Genomic DNA, 20,835 nt, shown 5'->3' with positions numbered 1-20,835 from the left:
CAGCCTTGGCTCCACTGGCCAAGGCTGTTTCAGTCCGCGTTACAACACGCTGGCATGGCCGCGATAGACGGCCCCGAACCCGCCGTCCACCGTAATCTCCTGCCCATCTTTAAACAAGGTTGTTGCGTTTTCCACTCCGACAATCACTGGAATCCCAAGGCTCAAACCGACGACCGCCGCATGGCTGGTCAACCCGCCCTCTTCAGTAATGATGGCTGCCGCTTTTTCGATCGCCGGCATCATGTCGGCATCGGTGCTGACAGTGACTAAAATGCCGCCGTCGACCATTTTTTGCCGCGCTTCTTCCGCTGTTTTCGCTACAACGGCCTTGCCGAACGCCGACTTGCGGCCGATGCCTTGCCCTTTGGCGAGAAGATCGCTGATAACGTGCACCTTCATTAAGTTCGTCGAACCCGTTTCGCCGACCGGCACGCCAGCCGTGATGACGACCAAGTCACCGTGCTTCACCAACCCGGAGCGCACCGCCGCATCGACGGCGACATCGAGCATTTCGTCCGTCGTGTTCACATGCGGCGCTTCTTTCGTATACACGCCCCACACAAGCGCCAGCCGGCGCGATACCGATTCATTTGACGTCACGGCAATAATCGGCGCTTTCGGGCGATACTTCGCCACCATTTGCGGCGTTTTTCCGCTCACGGTCGGCGTCACGATCGCCGCCACATCCAAGTTGAGCGCGGTGTGGGCGACCGACTGCCCGATGGCGTCGGTGATCGTCGTTTGGCTTTCTTTTGTGCGTTGGGACAAAATGTCGCGGTGCTCAAGCGCCTGTTCGGTGCGGAGCGCGATTTGGTGCATCGTTTTCACCGCTTCGACCGGATACTGGCCGGCCGCCGTTTCCCCGGAAAGCATGACGGCGTCGGTGCCGTCAAAAATGGCGTTGGCGACGTCGCTCGCCTCCGCCCGCGTCGGACGCGGATTGCGCTGCATCGAATCGAGCATTTGCGTCGCCGTAATGACCGGCTTGCCGAGCATGTTGCACTTTTTAATGAGCAGTTTTTGAATGAGCGGCACTTCCTCAGCCGGAATTTCCACGCCCAAATCGCCGCGCGCCACCATCAGGCCGTCGGCGGCTTCTAAAATTTCGTCAATGTTGGCGACGCCTTCTTCATTTTCAATTTTGGCGATAATTTGGATATGGAGGGCGTCATGCGCCTCAAGCAGCTCGCGGATCTCCAGCACATCGGACGCCCGGCGCACAAACGAGGCGGCGATGAAATCGATCCCTTGGCGAATGCCAAACAAAATGTCAGCCCGATCTTTCTCGGTGATGCCTGGCAAGTTGACTTTGACACCCGGCACATTGACTCCTTTTTTGTTTTTCAGCACGCCGCCGTTTAACACGGTCGTGACGATTTCTCCCGCTTGCTTGTCGACCGCGTTGACTTCCAAGCTGATGAGCCCGTCATCAAGCAAAATTTTCGCGCCGACGGACACATCATCGATTAAGCTGGGATAGGTGACCGAAATTTTTTCCGGCGTGCCGAGCACTTCGCTCATCGAAATGACGAGCTTTGCCCCTTCCTTCAGCTCAATGGCGCCGTTTTCCATATTGTGCGTCCGGATTTCCGGCCCTTTCGTGTCAAGCAAAATGGCGACCGTTCGGCCCGTTCGCTTCGCCGCTTCGCGAATGTTGGCGATGCGCCGCCCGTGCTCTTCATGATCGCCGTGCGAAAAGTTTAGGCGCGCCACGTTCATTCCCGCTTCCATCAGCTGCACGAGCTTTTCTACGCTCTCGCTTGCCGGCCCGATCGTGCAGACGATTTTCGTTTTCCGCTTCATCTTGTCTTCTTCCTTTCCCCTTGGGACTTAAATGGACAATTCTTTCGACAATGCGTACATCCGCTGATCGATCGTATGTTTTTTGGCTAGCGCCTCCGCGATGTCATGGTCGACGAGCTGGTTGTTTTGGATGCCGACGCAGCGCCCGCCTTTTCCTTCGAGCAACAGCTCGACCGCCCGGGCGCCGAGGCGGCTCGCGAGCACGCGGTCAAACGCCGTGGGCGACCCGCCGCGCTGCACGTGGCCAAGCACCGTCACACGCGTCTCAAAGCCGGTCGCTTCCTGGATTTGCCGGCCGAAGTCGACGCCGCTTCCAACCCCTTCCGCCACGATGATGATGCTATGTTTTTTGCCGCGCTCATGGCCGCGCTTTAAGCGGGCGATGACGTCGTTCATATCATAATCGGCTTCCGGAATTAAAATCGTTTCCGCCCCGCCGGCCAGCCCCGACCATAAGGCGATGTCGCCGGCATGGCGGCCCATCACTTCGATGACGTACGTCCGCTCGTGCGACGTCGCCGTGTCGCGGATTTTGTCGATGGCATCAATGACCGTATTGAGTGCCGTGTCAAACCCGATCGTAAAATCAGTGCCCGGAATGTCGTTGTCAATCGTCCCCGGCACGCCGACGCACGGAAAGCCGTGCTCGGTCAGTTTTTTCGCCCCTTGGTACGAACCGTCGCCGCCGATGACGACCAGCCCTTCAATGCCGTGCTTTTTCAGCTGCTCGATCCCTTTTTTCTGACCTTCTTCCGTCTTAAATTCCGGACAGCGGGCCGTATAGAGTATCGTGCCGCCACGGTGGATAATATCCCCGACATCGCCGACTTCCAGCTTTTTAATGTTGCCGGCGATCAGTCCGGCATACCCGTGATAAACGCCGTACACTTCCACACCGTGGTAAATCGCTTTGCGGACAACCGAGCGAATGGCCGCATTCATTCCCGGCGAGTCGCCGCCGCTTGTCAACACACCAATGCGTTTCACTCATTTCACCTCATTTGTATCAAATTCAACACGTCCGACCTCATACACCTGTCGCTCTTGAACAACTTTAATGTACCATGAACATGAGCGGAACACAACAGCGACGCCTTGTTGAAACGGTTTACATGAACAAAATTTTTTCATGGACAGAACAAAGCTGCCCCGAAAGTCGAGACAGCTTTTTCCTTATCTTGCCCGAATCGTTTCCTGCAAAAACGACACTTGGCCGATTTGTTTAAATTTTTCATAGCGCTGCCGGACGAGCGCCTCGCCGTCAAGCGCCAACAACTCTTTCAACGACCGGCGCAACACGCGGTCCATTTCCTTTGCCTGCTCGTCAGCGTTGCGGTGGGCGCCGCCTTTCACTTCCGGAATGATTTCGTCAATGACGCCGAGCGCTTTTAAGTCGTGAGCGGTAATTTTCATCGTTTCCGCCGCCCGTTGCGCCAATGATGCATCATTCCATAAAATGGCAGCCGCCCCTTCCGGCGAAATGACCGAGTACGTGGAATTTTCAAGCATATGAATATGATTGCCGACGCCAAGGGCGAGCGCCCCGCCGCTTCCGCCTTCGCCGATGACGATGCAGACGACCGGCACGGTGAGTCCTGCCATTTCAAACAAGTTGCGGGCGATCGCTTCGCTTTGCCCACGCTCTTCGGCCGATTTGCCCGGATAGGCGCCTTTCGTGTCGATAAAGCAGATGATCGGCCGCGAAAACTTTTCTGCCTGCTTCATGAGCCGCAGCGCCTTCCGGTAGCCTTCCGGGTGTGGCATGCCGAAGTTGCGGCGCAAATTTTCTTTCGTATCTTTGCCGCGCTGGTGGCCAATGACTGTCACCGGCAGCCCGTCGTATTCGGCAATGCCCCCAACGATCGCTTCGTCGTCGCCAAAACAACGGTCTCCATGGCATTCGAGAAAGTTCGTAAACAGCCGCTCAATATAATCAAGCGTCGTCGGCCGCTGCGGATGGCGGGCGATTTGCACGCGATCCCACGGCGTCAAATTGGCATACACGTCGTTTTCCATCTTGGCGAGCCGCGCCTCCAGTTTCTCGATTTCCGCCGACAAATCGACATCGGCCGTTTTCATAAACTCTCTCAGCTCTTGAATTTTGCGGCGCAGCTCAACAAGCGGCTTTTCGAATTCTAGTTCCGCCACCATCCTGATTCCCCTCCTCCCGTGTGAATGCGAAGCACAGTCGCCAGCGTCTCTTTTAGCTCATGGCGGTGAATGACGGCATCCAACTGACCGTGCTTTAATAAAAACTCCGCCGTCTGGAAGTCTTCCGGCAGCTCTTCGCGCACCGTCTGTTCGATGACGCGGCGGCCGGCAAAGCCGATGAGCGCACCTGGTTCGGCGAAGTTGTAATCGCCAAGCGAGGCGAAACTCGCTGACACGCCGCCTGTTGTCGGGTGGGTCATGACGGAGATGAACAAGCCGCCGTCGTTGCTGAATCGTTTGAGCGCGGCACTCGTTTTCGCCATTTGCATTAGGCTTAGCACTCCTTCTTGCATGCGAGCGCCGCCGGAAGCGGTAAAAATGAGAAACGGCACACCTTTATCGTGCGCTTGTTCGACTGCACGGGTGATTTTTTCGCCGACAACAGAGCCCATGCTGCCCATGCGAAACGAGGAATCCATGACCGCGATGACGAGCGGATGGCCGTCAAGCGTCCCTTCGCCGGTCACGACCGCCTCGTTCAATCCCGACTTGCGCCGGTCTTCCTCGAGTTTTTCTATGTAGCCCGGAAACCCGATCGGGTTGACAGAAATCATATCGGCATCATATTCGCGAAAGCTGCCGTCATCCAGCACGCTCTCGATCCGTTCGCGCGCCGGCATCGGATGATGGTAGCCGCAGCTTAGGCAAACGCGCAAATTTTTCACCAACTCTTTTGTATACATAATTTTTTTGCATTGCGGGCATTTCGTCATCACGCCTTCCGGCACCTCATGCCTCACTTGCTCGGAAGAAAGCGACGCATACTTCTTCTTTTTGGCAAATAAATCTTTCCACACGAGGGAGCTCCTCCTTTGCGTTTTCGCCTCTCTACTACTTTATCGAAAATGCAAGCGGTTGTTTGTCAAACGGTGTCAGTTCTGTTTCGACAACGGCGAAGGCCGGTTCCTCTCCCAGACAGCAGCGGCTTCAGCCGGATCGCGTTTTTTCAATGCTGCTAACAGCTGGTCATAAAACGAGTCGGCAAGCGGCCGGTCGGGCGCACAGGCCGAGGCAAACCCAGACAGCGCCCGCCAAATGCGGATGAGCAAGTAGTTGCCAGCCGCCTCAGCAACCGCCTGAAAAAACGGCGTGAAATCAGTCGGTTTTTGGCGAACGGTTTTTTCCAGCCTCTCCAGCGCATCTTCACTGCAGCGGAGGCAAGCGAGCTCGAGCAGCAGCCGTTCGATCAGCCATTTCGTTTCCGCCAAATCCGCTTTCGCCCGTTCATTTTCAAGCAAAAACATCGCCAGCAACTCAATCAGCTGATGTCCGCCGACCTCGCACAAATAGGTCCCTTCGCCGCGCCGCGTCTCAATCAGGCCGAGAAACTCAAGCGCCCGCAGCGCCTCGCGCACCGACGAACGGCCGACGCCGAGCCGCTCGGCCAGCTCGCGTTCTGACGGCAGCTTGTCGCCCGGGACAAGGCCATCCTCGACAACGAGACGATGGATATGCTTCAACGTCTCGGCGTACACTTTTTCATCGTTGAACGGAGACCCCTCCTTTTCGGTTCATGCCATACTCCATGCGTGGGCGGCATGCCGTTCAACCGCAGCCAGATGCACTGGTCTGACCACCTAGTGGTTATACGATATAATAAAATAGCGAAATAGTAAAGGGGAAGTCATTTCACAGCAATGCGCCCGAAGCCGAATAAGGCGAGCAGCCCATCGACAAGCGGCGCTGTGAGCGCGACGGCGTACTGCTCCGGAAGACGGAGAAGCGTCCGCTTCGCTTCGTCATACAAATAGACCGGCGTAGCGCCGCGCTGCTGCTCAAGCAGCTGTTTCAGCTTGGACAATTTGGCCTCATCGGCCCGGCTCGCGTTAATGTATAGCGCCGACACGGGCAGGAGGCCGGCGCGGCGGATGATGAGCTGTCGCCTGCCTGCGCGCCGGTCGACCGTTCCAAAAAGCAACACAAAGTTTCCTTCCGCCAGCTCATCGGAGGCGCGGGCATAAATGGACGGAAAGGCGACCGCCTCCACTTCCCCGCTTTCATCGCTAATTGTCACAAACGCCATTTCCTCCCCCCGTTTCGTTCTCGTTTTCCGCTGTTTGGCCACATAGCCGCCGACCACGGCCGCCGAACCGTGCATTTCGGCAATCGGCACCGCCCGGGCCGCTTGAAACAGCGGGCGGCAGACCGCGGCCGGATGCGGGGTGACGGCAAACCCGAGCAACTCTTTTTCCCGTTTCCGCCGCTCATCCGGCGGCAGCGGGGGGGCATCCATGTATTTCGGCTTCAGCGACAATCCGCCTGTGTCCAAGTACGGCCCGACCAATTGCACGTGTTCGACCGCCACGTCAATGCTCGCTAAAAGCGAAGCCCGCTCCCCGTCCATTTCATCAAACGCGCCGGCCAAAACGAGCGCCTCAAGCGCCGGGTGCGGCAATCCTTTCGGCAACAGGCGGATGGCGAAATCGAAAAAATCGGCAAACGGTCCGCGCTCCCGACGCTCTTCGATGATGAGCCTCGCCGCTGTGCCGACATGTTTCACCGCCGCCAGCCCGGTGCGGATCGCCTTGCCTTCGATCGCAAACCGATAGCCGCTCCGGTTGACGGATGGCGGCAGCAGCGGAATCCCTTTTTGCGCTGCTTCGCTAGCGTAAAGAGCCGTTTTTTCCCGGTCGCCGGAAGCGCCCGAGAGCATGGCCACGTAAAAACAAAGCGGATAGTGAGCTTTAATGTAGGCCATCGCATACGACAACAGCGCATAGCTGACCGCGTGGCTCCGGTTGAAGCCGTAATCGGCGAAGCGGACGATATGCCGGTACAATTCCTCGGCAACTTCCTTTGGATAGCCGTTCGCCGTGCAGCCGGCGACAAACGCCTCCCGCTGTTCAGCGAGACGCGCCTTCTCTTTTTTCGCCACCGCCCGCCGGAGCACGTCCGCTTGTCCGAGCGAAAACCCAGCCATGCGGGCGGCGATTTGCATAATTTGCTCTTGGTAGATCAGCACTCCGTAAGTCGGCGCCAAAATCGGCTCAAGGTCAGGATGGATATACGAAATCGCCTCGTCTCCGCGCTTGCGCCGGATATAAGCAGGAATCATGTCCATCGGCCCCGGCCGGTACAAGGCGTTGACAGCGACCAAGTCTTCCAGCTCTGACGGCCGCAATTCCGCAAGCAAACGCTTCATTCCGCTTGATTCAAGCTGAAAAATGCCGTTTGTCTCTCCGGCGCTCAGGAGCGCATACGTTTTTTCGTCGTCAAGCGGAACGCGACGCACATCAAACGGCTTTCCTGTCTGCCGTTCGATGAGACGCACCATTTGCCCGAGCAGCGTCAACGTGCGCAAGCCGAGAAAATCCATTTTGAGAAGGCCGAGCGCCTCGAGCGACCCCATGGCGTATTGCGTGAGCGGCCATTCGCCATGGCTTGGCTGCAACGGGACTTGGCGCACAAGCGGCTCAGGGCTGATGATGACGCCAGCCGCGTGAATCGATGTATGGCGCGGCAGCCCTTCGAGCGTTTGTGCGATATCCAGCCACTGCTTGCCGTCCGGCACCGTTTCGGCGGCGCGGCGGAACGCGGTCGACTCGCTGCGCCATTGGCGGATCGTCACCCCTTGTTTATCCGGCAAAAGCGACACAACCCGCTCCGCCTCGCGCCCGGGAATGCCGAGCGCTTTCGCCGTCTCGCGCAGCGCCGACTTGGCGCCGAACGTCCCAAACGTAATGATTTGCGCGACGCGGTCGCGCCCGTATTTGTCCGCCGCATAGCGAATCATTTCTTCGCGCCGGTCATCGGGAAAATCAAGATCAATATCCGGCACCGACACCCGCTCCGGATTCAAAAAACGCTCAAACAACAGCCCATATTGGATCGGATCGACATCGGTAATAGCCAAAGCATAGGCGACGAGCGAGCCGGCCGCCGAACCGCGGCCCGGTCCGATGAGAATGCCACGTTGGCGGGCGTAGGCAATCACATCGGCGACAATCAAAAAATAATCGCTAAAGCGCATTGCCTGAATGACATCAAGCTCATGCCGCAGACGCTTCCAGTAACGCTCATCGGCGTCCGGCACACGGCGGGCGAGCCCTTGTTCGCACAGACGGCGTAAATACCCGTCCGCCGTCTCGCCGTCAGGCACCGGAAATTTCGGCAGCCGCCAGCCGCCAAACGGGATGTGCAGTTCGCACCGATCAGCGATCGCCGCGCTGTTCTCAAGCGCTTCTGGCAAGTCAGCAAACCGACGCGCCATCTCATCCGGCGCCGCCAAATAACGGCCGCCATCCTCTTGGACGTCAGCAAATGGCACGCCGAGCCTGATCGCCTGCAGGCAGCGCCACGCTGCGGCGTCGCCGCGCTCAACATAACGGACGTCATTCGTCGCCACGACCGGAACCCCGGCTTCTTCCGCCAACTGCCGCAACGCTCCTTCGTATGGTGCGCGCGTCCGCTCGCCGCGCTGGACAGCCACATACAAACAGCCAGGAAACAGCTGTTGATAGCGGGCGAGCACCGCTTTCGCCTGCCGCCATTCCCCGGTGGCCAGCAGCGACTCGACCCGCCCTTCAGCCCCCGGGGTGATGGCGACAATTCCACCGCTCAACCGGCGGAGGGCGTCTTCATCGATCTGCTTTTCTTCTCCCATTTGGATCATCGTGCTGATTTCGATTACATGGTGGTACCCTTCCTCATTGGCGGCCAACAGCACGAGCGGATAGGCGCCGTCCCCGCTGAGAGCAATATCGGCTGTCACGCCGATGATCGGACGGATGCCATGGCGCTTGCACTCCTTGTAAAAGGGCAGAGCGCCATACAGCACGTTGCGGTCGGTCAACGCCAAGGCGGGGCAGCCGAGCTGTTTCGCCTTGGCCGCCAGCGCTTCCACGGTGGCCGTGCTTTGAAACAAACTATAGCCGCTTGACACATGCAAGTGCACAAACGTCATAGACAGCCCTCCCTTATTCATCCGTCTGCGGACGAAAACTTTTCCATTGGCTGCATGCTCCGTCCCATTCGTTGATATACATAGTAAAAGAGAAAGAAAGGGCGGGGAAACGATGGACGAAAAAGCAGCGTTTTTGCCGGCGTTGATCCAAAGCTATTTTATCGCGGTCGGCGTGTTGCTTGGCGGCGCCATCATCGGCGCGCTCGGCGCATTTTTGAGCGGCGGCCAGCCGCTGACGGCCATGTACCGGTTTGCCGGCGACTTGCGCATTTGGGCGGTCGTCGCCGCCATCGGCGGAACGTTTGATACGTTTTACGTCGTCGAGCGAGGACTGTTTCTCGGGGAAACAAAAGACATTGTGCGGCAGTTTTTGCTCATTTTGTCCGCCATGGGCGGCGCGCAAACAGGAGTGGCGATCATTACGTGGCTGACACAGGAGCACATTTCGCCATGAGAATTCCTCCGTATTACCAATATCCGTCATGGCAGCGTTTTTTCGCCGGCGTAGCGATTGGGGCGCTCATCAGCTGGTTTGTCTTTTTGTACATTTTCGGCGTCCTGCAGGAAAAGCAGGTGCGGCACGTCAATGAGCTGAACGAGCAGATCGCCGACTTGCAAAATGAAATTCGCATTTGGCAAGAAGACTATATCCATTACAACAAAGAAATGAAAAAAAAGCTGACCGTGCAGGACGTGTCCGTCCATCTTGTCAACGCCGAGCAATACAAGCTTGATTCATACACAGCGTTCCGCATCGAAGACAGTGTGAAAGAAGATTTGTCCCATTTAATCACCAAAGATATTGAAACGGTGTACAACAGCCGCGAGCTGATCAAGCGGGCAATTGAAAACAAAACGTATACGATCCACGAAAAAGCGTACCGGCTGGAAATTCATACGCTCACCATTTTCACCTTTTTGGCTGTGGAAGTGAAATTGAAGCCGCTCCCTTAACACGCCATGCAGCCGACAAACGAGAAAAGCCAAAACAAACCGACACCCCGACGCCGACAAGAGCGCCGGACACTGCATCAGGCGGCAAAAGAGGGGGCGGCGCCGCATGACGCCCTTCTCGCCCCCTTCTGTTACCGTTCCGCCCGGCAAACGGCTCTCACCTCTTCAACAATGCGGTCGGCTTCTTCCCATGAAGCGATCGACGCGCCGGCCGCCAGCGGATGGCCGCCGCCGCCATGCCGCTTGGCGACGACATTGATGACCGGCCCTTTCGAACGAAAACGCACGCGAATCTCCTTCTCCTCCTCAACGAAAAACACCCAGGCGATGATGCCATCAATGTTGCCGAGCAGCCCGACAAGCTGCGACGCTTCAAGCGGGGTGACGCCGTATTCTTCAAGCAGCGCCCGCGGCATTTTCACCGCCGCCACTCCTTCATCGATCGTGAAATTCGACAGCACATAACCGCTCAAACGGGCGAGCGGCAGGCTCGTCCGGTACAGCCCGTCATACAATTCCGTCAGCGAAAAGCCGTACGAAATGAGCTCTCCGGCATAGCGAAACGTTTTTTCGCTCGTGCGCGGAAACAAAAAACGGCCCGTGTCGCCGACAATGCCGGCGTAAATCAGGCGCGCCGCCTCGGCGGTCATCGTCAGCCCGTCGTCTTTGCCGGCCAAATACAGTTCGTAAATCATTTCGCTCGTCGAGCTGGCGTCGGTGTCAACCCACATGATGTCGCCGTACGGCGTATCGTTCGGATGGTGATCGATTTTGATCAGCTTCCGCCCGAGCCGGTAGCGGCTGTCACAAATCCGCTCTTCGTTCGCCGTGTCACAGACAATCACGAGCGCCTGTTCATAGGCGCCATCGTCAATGACATCCATTTGACGTAAAAATGACAACGATGGATCATCCGTCCCCACCGCATACACTTGTTTTTCCGGAAACGACGCCCGAAGCAGCGCCGCCAGCCCGCCTTGCGACCCGTACGCGTCCGGGTCCGGGCGCACGTGGCGATGGATGATGATCGTATCAAATTGGCGAATCGTTTCAAGAATGTCCCGGCAAACGTCTTTCATCACTTCGTCCCCTTTTTATGGCTTGTCATTTTCAACCGCTGGCATTTTTCCGCGCTTCTATGTACAATGGAAAAAGAAACGGACTACGGAGGGAGCCAGCATGCCCGTATTGGTTATTTTCATTATATTTTCCTTTTCGTTTTACGTCTATTATAAAATTCGCTACGTTCGCTCGCAGCGCCCGATGGAGCGCCGCTTCCTCTCGGCGAAATCGAGCATGGCGCTCGGGCTGTTTGTCGCCTTGTTCGGAGTCAACCAATTGTTTTTGTATCAGACAACTGTCACCTATATCATCTCCTCCATCTTTATCGCCCTAGGCGCCGGCAGCGTCTGGGCCGGCTGCCGCGCCTACCGCTGCTATCTGCCGCAGGCGATCGAAGAGGCGGAAAAAGCGGCGAAACAAAGCTGACCATAACCGTTCACAGCGAAAGGGAAAGGATGTCCAGCAACAAAGGGCGGACATCCTTTTTTCGTTGTCGATTACCGGTCGATCAGCTGGCACATCATCATCGCCTTCCCGACGATGGCGCCTTCATTGTACACCTCGACGTCCACTTTTCCGAACTTGCGCCCGAGCTCTAAAAGCTTCGCCTGCACGTCGACTGTAGTGTCGATTTGCACCGGCTTGATGAAATAAATCGTAATGCTTTCCATCACCAAATCGCCGCGTTTGTACGCCCGCAGCATCCGCGCCGCCGCTTCGGTGACGATCGTCGTAAACACGCCGTACGAGAGTGTCCCTAAATAGTTCGTCATTTGCGGCGTGATCGTACAGCGAAACAGCGTTTCTTTGTCGCCTGACTCGCGGAACTGGGCGGTGACGAGGTCATCGATCGTCTCGCCGACTTGCAGCTGGCGCTGCGCCATTTGCAGCGCTTTTAACACGTCTTGGCGGCTGATGATCCCTTGCAGCCGGTTATGGTCATCAACGACCGGAAGCAGTTCAATTCCTTCCCATACCATGATGTGCGAGGCAAATGCGACCGATGTTTTTCCGTTCACCGTAATCGGCTGCTTCGTCATCACCTTTTCGACCGGCAGCTGCCGGTCGACATCCAGCACGTCTTTTGCCGTCACAATACCTTGCACTTTCAACTGGTCGTCGACGACCGGAAACCGGGTATGGCGCGTCTCGCGATTTAGCGCATACCAGCGCTCGACGGGATCGTCTGTATATAAATAGACTGTTTTCTCGACAGGGGTGACAATGTCCTCAACGAGCACAATCTCCTTTTTGATCAGCTGGTCATAAATCGCCCGGTTGATCATCGTCGCAACCGTAAACGTGTCATAGCTCGTCGAAATGATCGGCAGCTGCCGCTCATCGGCGAGCTTTTTCACGTGGTCGGCCGTGTCAAACCCGCCGGTGATGAGCACGGCCGCCCCGGCTTCAAGCGCCAGTTCGTGCGCCTTCGTCCGGTTGCCGACGATAAGCAAATCCCCTGCACCCGTATAGCGCATCATTGCCTCCAGCTGCATCGCCCCAATGACGAAGCGGTTGAGCGTCTTGTGCAGCCCTTCCCGCCCACCGAGCACTCGTCCGTCGACAATGTTGACGACTTCAGCGTACGTGAGCTTCTCAATGTTTTCCTTCCGCTTTTTCTCGATCCGAATCGTGCCGACGCGCTCGATCGTGCTTACGTATCCTTTGTTCTCCGCATCTTTGATCGCTCGGTACGCCGTTCCTTCGCTCACGCCCATTTCCTTGGCGATCTGCCGGACGGAAATTTTCTCGCCGATCGGCAGCCGGTGGATGTATTCTAAAATTTGTTCATGTTTGGTCGCCAACGGTCTTCACCCTTTACGCATTGTTACTTTCATTATACAGGGCTCAGCAGCGGGGATTCAACGATCGCGCCGGCCATCAGAAAGCGCCCTTCCCAAAGTGGGAAGGGCGCCGCTGTTACAGCTCGATGCTTTCGCCTGACTTCAGAGCACGGCCGACACCCGACGGTAGAAGCGAGACGAACCGTTCGGGGTCTTGGACAATCGGCGGGAACGTGTTGTAATGGATCGGCACGACGAGTTTCGCTCCGAGCCACTCGGCGGCAACGGCCGCGTCTTCCGGCCCCATCGTGAAGCTGTCCCCAATCGGCAAAAAGGCGACATCGATGTTATGGCGCTCGCCGATCAGCTTCATGTCGGAAAACAGCCCGGTGTCGCCGGCATGGTAGATCGTTTTCCCTTCGGCCGTGAACAAAATGCCGGTCGGCATGCCTAAATAAATGATTTGCTTGTCCTCGGTCACAAACCCGGAGCTGTGGAACGCCTGCGTCAACTTGACCGTGCCAAAGTCAAATTCGCGCGCCCCGCCGATGTTCATGCCAAACGTCTCGACGCCTTGCCAGCTTAAATACGTCGCCAGCTCAAATGTGGCCACGACAAGGGCGTTGTTCCGCTTGGCGATTTCCACCGTATCGCCGACATGATCCCCGTGCCCGTGCGTGAGCAAAATGACATCCGCTTTCACATCCGCTGCGTTCAAATCGGTCGTCGCATTGCCGGTGATGAATGGGTCGATCAAAATCGTTTTTCCATTCGTCTCAATGCGGACAACCGAATGGCCATGGTAGCTGATTTTCATCGTCACATCTCTCCTTTCCACTACACATGATTCGCCGCCGCCCATCCATTCCCTTCTTTTCCTGCCTGTCCATTTACAAACGGCCCGTTTCTTGGTACGCTCAAAATGGACAACAGTGAAAAAAGGAAGGAATGGGACGATGAACAAACGGTTGCAAGCATTTTCCTCTTGGCTTCAACAACATAGTTCATTCGCCTTCGTCACGTCAAGTGCGAACGTGTTTTATTTGAGCGGATTTCGGTGCGACCCGCACGAACGGTTGCTGGCGCTTTTGGTCTTTCCTGACAGCGAGCCCGCGCTCGTCTGCCCGCAAATGGAAGTCCCGCGCGCCCGCCGGAGCGGCTTTGGGCATACGGTGATCGGCTACGACGACAGCGCCGACCCGTGGGAAGAGATCGAGCGCCATCTCAAAGCGCGCGGTGTCAAGGCCGTCTCGATTGCCGTCGAAAAAAACGATTTGTCGTTCGCCCGTTTCGAGCGGCTCTCGGCGCTGTTTCCGAACGCCCAATGGCTCGATGCCGAAGAAAAGCTGCGCCAGCTTCGCCTGATCAAAGATGAGCAGGAAATGAAAGCGCTGCGCCAGGCGGCAGAGCTGGCTGACAAAGCGGTCGAAATCGGCGTCTCGGCCATTCGTCCGGGCGTGACGGAGCTTGAACTTGTCGCCGTCATTGAATATGAGCTGAAAAAACTCGGTGTTGAAGGGATGTCGTTTCCCACGACCGTGCTTGCAGGCGCCAAATCAGCCGATCCGCACGGCGTGCCGGGAACGGCGGCGGTCGCACCGGGCGATTTCGTGCTGTTCGATTTGGGCGTCATCGTCGATGGGTATTGCTCCGACATTACCCGCACCGTCGTCTGTCAGACGGCAAGCGACGAACAGCGGCTCATGTACGATACCGTTCGGCGCGCCCAGCAGGCGTCGATCGACGCCTGCCGCCCGCAAACCGCGATGAAGGAGATCGACCGCTCCGCTCGAAACGTCATCGAACAAGCCGGCTACGGCCCGTACTTCACCCACCGCGTCGGGCACGGCTTAGGAATCGAAATCCACGAATACCCATCGCTTCATGGCGCCAACCCCGACCCGCTCGCTCCCGGCATGGTGTTTACGATCGAACCGGGCATTTACGTTCCATCCATCGGCGGCGTGCGCATTGAAGACGATGTCGCGGTCACGAACAACGGCGTTGAGGTGTTGACGTCGTTTTCGAAGGAATTGATCATTGTATAACGAGAAAAACCATTGGCAAAAGCTTCTGCGAATAAGCGCACGAACAAAGCTGTCCACCGGCTCGATCCCCAAGCCGATTCGGACAGCTTTGTTTTCACATCGCCATCAAGGCGGCTCCATCTTCATGATTTCATCCGTGCAACAACGAATGAACATCTGTATACGGCATGTTGTGCGCCGCCGCGACCGCTTCGTACACGATGTGCCCGTCGAGCGTGTTGATCCCTTTTAACAGCGCCGGGTTATCCAAGCACGCGGCGTGGTAGCCTTTGTTGGCGATTTGCAAGGCGTATGGGATCGTGACGTTCGTAAGCGCGAATGTCGACGTGCGCGGCACCGCGCCCGGCATGTTGGCGACGGCGTAATGGACGACGCCGTGCTTGACGTATGTCGGATCGTCGTGCGTCGTGACGCGGTCGGTCGTTTCGAAAATGCCGCCTTGGTCAATGGCGATGTCGACCAACACCGATCCCGGCGTCATCGAGCGCACCATCTCTTCCGTCACCAGCTTCGGCGCTTTCGCCCCCGGGATCAAGACGGCGCCGACGACCAAATCCGATTCGCGCACGCACTCGGCGATATGGTACGAGTTGGACATGAGCGTCGTCACGTGGTCGCCGAACAAATCATCGAGCTCGCGCAGCCGCTCGGCGTTAATGTCCAAAATCGTCACGTCTGCCCCGAGACCGACCGCGATTTTCGCCGCGTTCGTCCCCGCCGTTCCGCCGCCGATGATCGTCACTTTGCCGCGCCGCACTCCGGGCACGCCGCCAAGCAAAATGCCTTTCCCGCCGTGCGGCTTCTCGAGAAACTGGGCGCCGACTTGCACCGACATGCGGCCGGCGACTTCACTCATCGGCGTCAACAGCGGCAGCGAACCGTTCGCCAGCTGCACCGTCTCGTAAGCGATGCCGACCACTTTTTGCTCGACGAGCGCTTTCGTGAGCGCTTCGGCCGCGGCCAAATGCAAATACGTAAATAAAATGAGCCCAGGACGGAAATAGCGGAACTCCTCAGGCAGCGGTTCTTTCACTTTCAACACCATCTCCGCCGTCCAAGCATCTTCCGCGTTCGGCACGATCACTGCCCCGGCTTTTTCATACTCGGAATCGGAAAACCCCGACCCAGCGCCGGCTTCCGTCTCCACATACACGTCATGCCCCGCTTTGACGAGCGTCATCACGCCTGCCGGAGTGATGGCGACGCGGTTTTCATTGTTTTTGATTTCTTTTGGAATGCCGATCTTCATCACATTTCCTCCTTTTTCCTTCCCGCTTCTTCCTTTTATTGTGCCCCGTTTCGCACAAAAGCAAACGAAAAAGGAGGAGGCGCTGGTCTCAACGGAAAAGGTGGCGGTAAATGACGTTCGCTCCGCCGGTGACGTCAATGACGGCGCCGGTGATGAAATCCGAGTCGTCCTCGCATAAAAACGCGATCACGCGGGCGATATCTTCACCAGTCCCCGGGCGTCCGACCGGCGTTTCCGCATCCCTTCTCGCGCGGGCGTCGGCGATCCCCGCCTCTTTCATGGCGCCGACAATATTGCCTGGGCACACCATATTGGCGGTAATGCCATATTCCGCCTCTTCCAGGGCGATCGTTTTCGTTAGCGATACAAGCCCGACTTTCGCCGCGCCGAACGCCGAACGGTGCACCCAGCCCGGGGCATCCGCCGCTCCTTGAAATCCGTACGTAATGATGCGGCCAAACCGTTGTTTTCGCATAATCGGGATCGTCCGCCTCACTAAATGGAAGACCGAGCTCAAATTGCCTTCAATCATTTCGTACCATTCGTCTTCCGTATAATCGGCCAGCTTTTTCCGCTCAAAAATGTACGGCCCTGCATTGTTGATGAGGCAGTCAATGCGGCCAAACCGCTCCATGGCGGCGTCCACAAGCGCCGCTAAATCGTTTTTGTCCGTCACATCTCCCTGCACAAACTGGAGGCGGTCAGCGGCGCCGCGGTACTTCTCGGCAAGCGAGCGCACCGCCTGTTCATCGCTCCGGTAGTTCACCGTCACCGAGTAGCCTTTATCAAGCAGCAACTCGGTCACTTTTCTCCCCAATCCTTTCGCTCCGGCCGTAATCAAGGCGTGCCGCACCCTTCTCCCTCCTCGTCGCGATTTGCTGTCTCATTTTTACTTTACTACAAACCGGAGCGAATACAAAAAAATAACCATAACGCGCAGGCGCTATGGCTATTCGCCGACTTCGCGGCGCGGGTCGTAATACGATTCATCCTCGTCAACAATGCCGCTTTCATACGACTCGGTAATTTGCTCGGTGATCGTCCGCACTTCCTCCTCATCGTACTGCCAGTCGTTATACCGCTTTTCCATTGCTCTTCCTCCCCTGTTCACAAAATCTCAATATATGGCCTAGTTTCTCGTCAAAGGGCGATGGGTATACCATATATAGAGATGGCATTTTTAACCAAAGGGAGGGGAGAACATGACCATGACCTACCAAACGATCGTCGTCGCCGTCGATGGCTCGAAGGAAGCGGAATGGGCGTTCAAAAAAGCGGTTCAAATCGCCAAGCGAAACGGGGCGAAACTCATTTTGACCCACATCATCGACTTGCGCGGCTTTACGACCGTTGAAGCGCACGATTACGCCCTCACCGAACGGTCGGAGCAATATGCGAACGAACTTCTGGAACGGTATAAAAACGAAGCCGTCGCCGCTGGACTCGACGATGTGGACACCGCGGTCGAATTCGGCTCGCCGAAAGTGAAAATCGCCAAAGACGTCGCTCCGAAATACAAAGCCGACCTCATCATTTGCGGGGCGACCGGGTTGAACGCGGTCGAGCGGTTTCTGATTGGCAGTGTCTCGGAAAACATCGTCCGCTATGCGAAATGCGATGTGCTTGTGGTCAGGACACCGAAAGAATAGCCTTCCGCGCCCAACGAATGCATCCCTGTGCCGCCGGCAAATGCCAAAAAAGAACACCCCGCCGTTACGGGGTGTTTAGCTTTTCTTTCGCTTTTTCAAGCGCCGCCCGCACTTCGGCAAAACCGGTGCCGCCGGCGCTGTTGCGGCGGTTGACGGCCGTGCGCGGGTTCAAGGCGTCATAAATGTCTGCGTCAAAGAGCGGCGACGCCTCCTTATACACGTCAAGCGGCAAGTCGGCCAAAAAGACGCCTTTCTCAATGCAAAGCAGCACGAGCTTGCCGACGACCTCATGCGCCTCGCGGAACGGCATGCCTTTTGCCGCCAAATAATCGGCAAGCTCGGTCGCGTTGGAAAAGTCCTGATTCGTCGCCCGCTCCATGACGTCTGTGCGCACGTTCATCGTTTCAATCATGCCGGTGAAAATTTTCAGCGACCCGACGATTGTCTTTACTGTATCAAACATGCCTTCTTTATCTTCTTGCATGTCCTTGTTGTAGGCGAGCGGCAGCCCTTTCATCACCGTGAGAAGCGCCATCAAATGGCCGTACACGCGGCCGGTTTTGCCGCGGATGAGCTCGGCCATGTCCGGGTTTTTCTTTTGCGGCATGATGCTGCTGCCGGTCGCAAACGCATCATCGAGCTCAATGAACTGAAACTCTTGGCTCGACCAAAGGATGAGCTCTTCAGCGAGCCGCGACAAGTGCATCATGAGCATCGAGCTGTTGCTTAAAAACTCGATGATGAAATCGCGGTCGCTCACCGCATCCAAGCTGTTTTCGTAAAGATCGGCAAAGCCCAACAGCTCCGCCGTCCGCCGCCGGTCGATCGGAAACGTCGTTCCGGCGAGCGCCCCGGCGCCGAGCGGCGAGCGGTTAATCCGTTTCAGCGACTCAGAAAAACGTTCATAGTCCCGCTCGAGCATCCAAAAATACGCAAGCAAATGATGGGCAAACGAAATCGGCTGCGCCCGCTGCAAATGCGTATACCCGGGCATGATCGTGTCGACATGTTTGTCGGCTTGAGCGACAAGCGCCCGCTGCAGCCCGCGGATGAGACTGAGAATCTCTTCAACGCGCTTGCGCAAGTATAAATGCATATCGGTCGCCACTTGGTCGTTCCGGCTCCGTCCGGTGTGCAACTTGCCGCCGACCGGGCCGATGTCGTCGATCAACATTTTTTCAATGTTTAAATGAATGTCTTCATACGCGACGGAAAACTCGAGTTCCCCCCGCTTCGCTTTTTCGAGCAGCCGCAGGAGTCCGCTCTTGATCTTCTCGACATCTTCCTCCGGCAAAATGCCGCACTCGCCAAGCATTGTCACATGGGCAAGGCTGCCTTCAATGTCTTCTTCCACCAGCTCCTGGTCGAACGGGATCGACGCGCCAAACTCGTCGACCCATTCTTCCGCTGTTTTCGTAAACCGTCCGCCCCAAAGTTTTTTCACGAATCTCGCCGCAGAGGAATGCGACTTCCTCCTTCCTTTTCCTTATTGGCCGGCCGATACCGACGCTTTGTGTTGCTTGTTGACGATGCTGTTGACTTTCGTCGGCAGACCGTACAGCGAGATGAACCCGACCGCCGCTTGATGGTCAAACTCGTCTTCCGACGTGTACGTCGCCAGCTTTTCATCATAAAGCGAGAACGGCGATTTGCGCCCTTCGACGATCGCATGGCCTTTAAACAGCTTCACGCGCACGACGCCGGTGACGTTTTTCTGCGTTTCTTTCAAAAACGCGACAAGCGCGTCTTTGAGCGGCGAAAACCACAGGCCGTTGTAAATGACTTCGGCGATTTTTTGCTCGATGATCGGTTTGAAATGGGCGACTTCTCTCACCAATGTCAAGTCTTCGAGCTCTTTATGCGCTTTGATGAGCGTGATCGCCCCCGGGCATTCGTACACTTCGCGCGACTTAATGCCGACAAGGCGGTTTTCGACGTGGTCGATGCGGCCGACGCCGTGCTTGCCGGCCAACGCGTTCAGCTCCAAAATCAATTGCGCGAGCGGATACGCCTTGCCGTTTAACGTCACCGGCACGCCTTGTTCAAAGCCGATCTCGATGACATCCGGCACATCCGGCGCGTTCTCAAGCGAAGCCGTCAGCTCATACGCCTCTTCCGGCGGAGCCGCCCACGGGTCTTCCAAAATGCCGCACTCGTTGCTGCGGCCCCACAAGTTTTGGTCGATCGAAAACGGGCTGTCCAGGTCGACCGGAATCGGAATGCCGTGCTGTTTCGCGTATTCGATTTCTTCCTCGCGCGACCAGCTCCACTCGCGCACCGGGGCGATGACGTCCAAGTCCGGATTGAGCGCGTTGATCGACACTTCAAAGCGCACTTGGTCGTTCCCTTTCCCCGTGCAGCCGTGGGCGACCGCCACCGCGCCTTCGAGCTCGGCGATTTCAACGAGTTTTTTCGCGATGAGCGGACGCGACAGCGCCGAGACGAGCGGATATTTCCCTTCATACAGGGCGTTCGCCTGCAGAGCGATGAGCGCATACTCGTTCGCAAACTCGTCTTTGACGTCGATGACGTACGATTTGATCGCGCCGACTTTGAGCGCTTTTTCTTTCACGAAATCAAGGTCTTTTCCTTCCCCAAGGTCCAAGCAGCACGCGATCACATCATACCCGCGCTCCTGAAGCCATTTGATCGCCACCGATGTATCTAAACCGCCCGAGTAGGCCAACACCAATTTTGGATTTGCCATGGTCGTTCTCCTCTCCCGTCACATAAATATACTTAAATATAAATAAATATTCAAATCGAACACATTATCACTTTATCAGCTTTCCCGTGATTTTTCAATACTTATTCAGTGAACTACCCCCACTTAATTTTCTAGCGAAAATTTGAAGTGGGGGCTTCCAAAGAAGTTTGACTGCTTCAAGCAATCCTTATTCTTTGAGGCGTGTCCACTTCGCCGCTAGAGCATAAGACACTCAGGTCTACAGCTTTACTTTTCTTTAAGATGTTTAATGCGCCATTGACATCAGCATTCATTAGTTTGCCAGACTTTGTTCGATACAAGCCGCGCTTAATACGTTTGCCGCTGAACTTATATTCTTTTGGATTGTCGGCATTATATTCAGGAATCTCATCGCCGTCAAAAAAGCTGGCTTGAGACGTATATGATTCTTCCTGTTTCAAGAATTCAATGCCGTAAAATTCACAA

At 56.5% G+C, this 20,835-nt stretch carries 19 protein-coding genes and 1 pseudogene; 5 read left to right on the top strand and 15 right to left on the bottom strand.

Going from position 1 to position 20,835, the window contains the following annotated elements:
- Positions 1-39 precede the first annotated feature (39 nt).
- From pyk to dnaE, 6 genes are all read right to left on the bottom strand, one after another.
- A complete protein-coding gene (gene pyk, locus AP057_RS09960) occupies positions 40-1,803 on the bottom strand; it encodes a pyruvate kinase (protein ID WP_055358664.1) in 1,764 nt (587 codons plus the stop codon).
- 27 nt (positions 1,804-1,830) lie between these two features.
- Positions 1,831-2,790 (bottom strand): 6-phosphofructokinase, encoded by a 960-nt coding sequence (gene pfkA, locus AP057_RS09955; RefSeq protein ID WP_055358663.1) that lies wholly within the window; start codon positions 2,788-2,790, stop codon positions 1,831-1,833.
- Between the two features lie 186 nt (positions 2,791-2,976).
- Complete coding sequence (accA, locus tag AP057_RS09950; protein ID WP_033014453.1) at positions 2,977-3,954, bottom strand: acetyl-CoA carboxylase carboxyl transferase subunit alpha; 978 nt, start codon at positions 3,952-3,954, stop codon at positions 2,977-2,979.
- Entirely contained in the window at positions 3,939-4,811 is an 873-nt protein-coding gene (gene accD, locus AP057_RS09945; protein ID WP_033014454.1) for an acetyl-CoA carboxylase, carboxyltransferase subunit beta, read from the bottom strand. Before accD ends, accA begins: the two co-directional genes overlap by 16 nt.
- Before the next feature lie 75 nt (positions 4,812-4,886).
- Positions 4,887-5,489, bottom strand: a complete 603-nt coding sequence (locus AP057_RS09940; protein WP_055358662.1) for a FadR/GntR family transcriptional regulator — start codon at positions 5,487-5,489, stop codon at positions 4,887-4,889.
- Positions 5,490-5,638: 149 nt separating this feature from the next.
- Positions 5,639-8,917 carry a DNA polymerase III subunit alpha gene (dnaE, locus tag AP057_RS09935; RefSeq protein WP_055358661.1) on the bottom strand — a complete coding sequence of 1,093 codons (3,279 nt, stop codon included), beginning with the start codon at positions 8,915-8,917 and terminating at the stop codon, positions 5,639-5,641.
- 112 nt (positions 8,918-9,029) lie between these two features.
- On the opposite strand from dnaE, the gene AP057_RS09930 reads away from it, so the two are divergent.
- Positions 9,030-9,371 carry a YtrH family sporulation protein gene (locus tag AP057_RS09930; protein ID WP_033008565.1) on the top strand — a complete coding sequence of 114 codons (342 nt, stop codon included), beginning with the start codon at positions 9,030-9,032 and terminating at the stop codon, positions 9,369-9,371.
- A complete protein-coding gene (ytrI, locus tag AP057_RS09925) occupies positions 9,368-9,871 on the top strand; it encodes a sporulation membrane protein YtrI (protein WP_050367668.1) in 504 nt (167 codons plus the stop codon). The genes AP057_RS09930 and ytrI overlap by 4 nt, the downstream gene beginning before the upstream one ends.
- 131 nt (positions 9,872-10,002) lie before the next feature.
- Here the strand turns inward: ytrI and AP057_RS09920 are convergent, their stop codons facing one another.
- Positions 10,003-10,950 carry a bifunctional oligoribonuclease/PAP phosphatase NrnA gene (locus AP057_RS09920; protein WP_033008569.1) on the bottom strand — a complete coding sequence of 316 codons (948 nt, stop codon included), beginning with the start codon at positions 10,948-10,950 and terminating at the stop codon, positions 10,003-10,005.
- 100 nt (positions 10,951-11,050) lie between these two features.
- Here AP057_RS09920 and AP057_RS09915 point away from each other — a divergent pair, with 100 nt between their 5' ends.
- Positions 11,051-11,359 (top strand): YtpI family protein, encoded by a 309-nt coding sequence (locus tag AP057_RS09915; protein WP_033014458.1) that lies wholly within the window; start codon positions 11,051-11,053, stop codon positions 11,357-11,359.
- A 71-nt stretch (positions 11,360-11,430) separates the two neighbouring features.
- Here AP057_RS09915 and AP057_RS09910 read toward each other — a convergent pair whose 3' ends face one another.
- Positions 11,431-12,738 (bottom strand): CBS domain-containing protein, encoded by a 1,308-nt coding sequence (locus AP057_RS09910; protein WP_033014460.1) that lies wholly within the window; start codon positions 12,736-12,738, stop codon positions 11,431-11,433.
- 115 nt (positions 12,739-12,853) lie between these two features.
- The gene (locus AP057_RS09905; protein WP_033014462.1) at positions 12,854-13,534 is read right to left on the bottom strand and encodes a metal-dependent hydrolase; all 681 of its coding nucleotides are present in this window, start codon (positions 13,532-13,534) and stop codon (positions 12,854-12,856) included.
- 139 nt (positions 13,535-13,673) lie between these two features.
- Here AP057_RS09905 and AP057_RS09900 point away from each other — a divergent pair, with 139 nt between their 5' ends.
- Positions 13,674-14,765: a Xaa-Pro peptidase family protein gene (locus AP057_RS09900; RefSeq protein WP_055358660.1), complete on the top strand. Its 1,092-nt coding sequence runs from the start codon at positions 13,674-13,676 to the stop codon at positions 14,763-14,765.
- 130 nt (positions 14,766-14,895) lie between these two features.
- Here the strand turns inward: AP057_RS09900 and ald are convergent, their stop codons facing one another.
- The 3 genes from ald to AP057_RS17520 form a co-directional block, all read right to left on the bottom strand.
- Positions 14,896-16,014, bottom strand: coding sequence for an alanine dehydrogenase (ald, locus tag AP057_RS09895; RefSeq protein ID WP_055358659.1), 1,119 nt, complete (start codon positions 16,012-16,014; stop codon positions 14,896-14,898).
- Positions 16,015-16,102: 88 nt separating this feature from the next.
- The gene (locus tag AP057_RS09890; protein WP_013144502.1) at positions 16,103-16,867 is read right to left on the bottom strand and encodes an SDR family oxidoreductase; all 765 of its coding nucleotides are present in this window, start codon (positions 16,865-16,867) and stop codon (positions 16,103-16,105) included.
- Between the two features lie 96 nt (positions 16,868-16,963).
- Positions 16,964-17,104 carry a hypothetical protein gene (locus AP057_RS17520; protein WP_011232228.1) on the bottom strand — a complete coding sequence of 47 codons (141 nt, stop codon included), beginning with the start codon at positions 17,102-17,104 and terminating at the stop codon, positions 16,964-16,966.
- 112 nt (positions 17,105-17,216) lie between these two features.
- Between AP057_RS17520 and AP057_RS09885 the strand changes: the two genes are divergently transcribed.
- The gene (locus tag AP057_RS09885) at positions 17,217-17,663 is read left to right on the top strand and encodes a universal stress protein (RefSeq protein ID WP_055358658.1); all 447 of its coding nucleotides are present in this window, start codon (positions 17,217-17,219) and stop codon (positions 17,661-17,663) included.
- A 64-nt stretch (positions 17,664-17,727) separates the two neighbouring features.
- Here the strand turns inward: AP057_RS09885 and argH are convergent, their stop codons facing one another.
- The 3 genes and pseudogenes from argH to AP057_RS09870 form a co-directional block, all read right to left on the bottom strand.
- Positions 17,728-19,107: an argininosuccinate lyase gene (gene argH, locus AP057_RS09880; RefSeq protein ID WP_055358657.1), complete on the bottom strand. Its 1,380-nt coding sequence runs from the start codon at positions 19,105-19,107 to the stop codon at positions 17,728-17,730.
- 42 nt (positions 19,108-19,149) lie between these two features.
- Entirely contained in the window at positions 19,150-20,370 is a 1,221-nt protein-coding gene (locus AP057_RS09875; protein ID WP_033008582.1) for an argininosuccinate synthase, read from the bottom strand.
- Between the two features lie 176 nt (positions 20,371-20,546).
- Positions 20,547-20,835 (bottom strand): annotated as a pseudogene (locus AP057_RS09870) (zinc ribbon domain-containing protein); the annotation flags it as partial.

The organism is Geobacillus sp. Sah69 (assembly GCF_001414205.1).
Taxonomy (GTDB): Bacteria; Bacillota; Bacilli; order Bacillales; family Anoxybacillaceae; genus Geobacillus; species Geobacillus stearothermophilus.
This window is presented reverse-complemented; position numbering and strand designations above follow the sequence as displayed.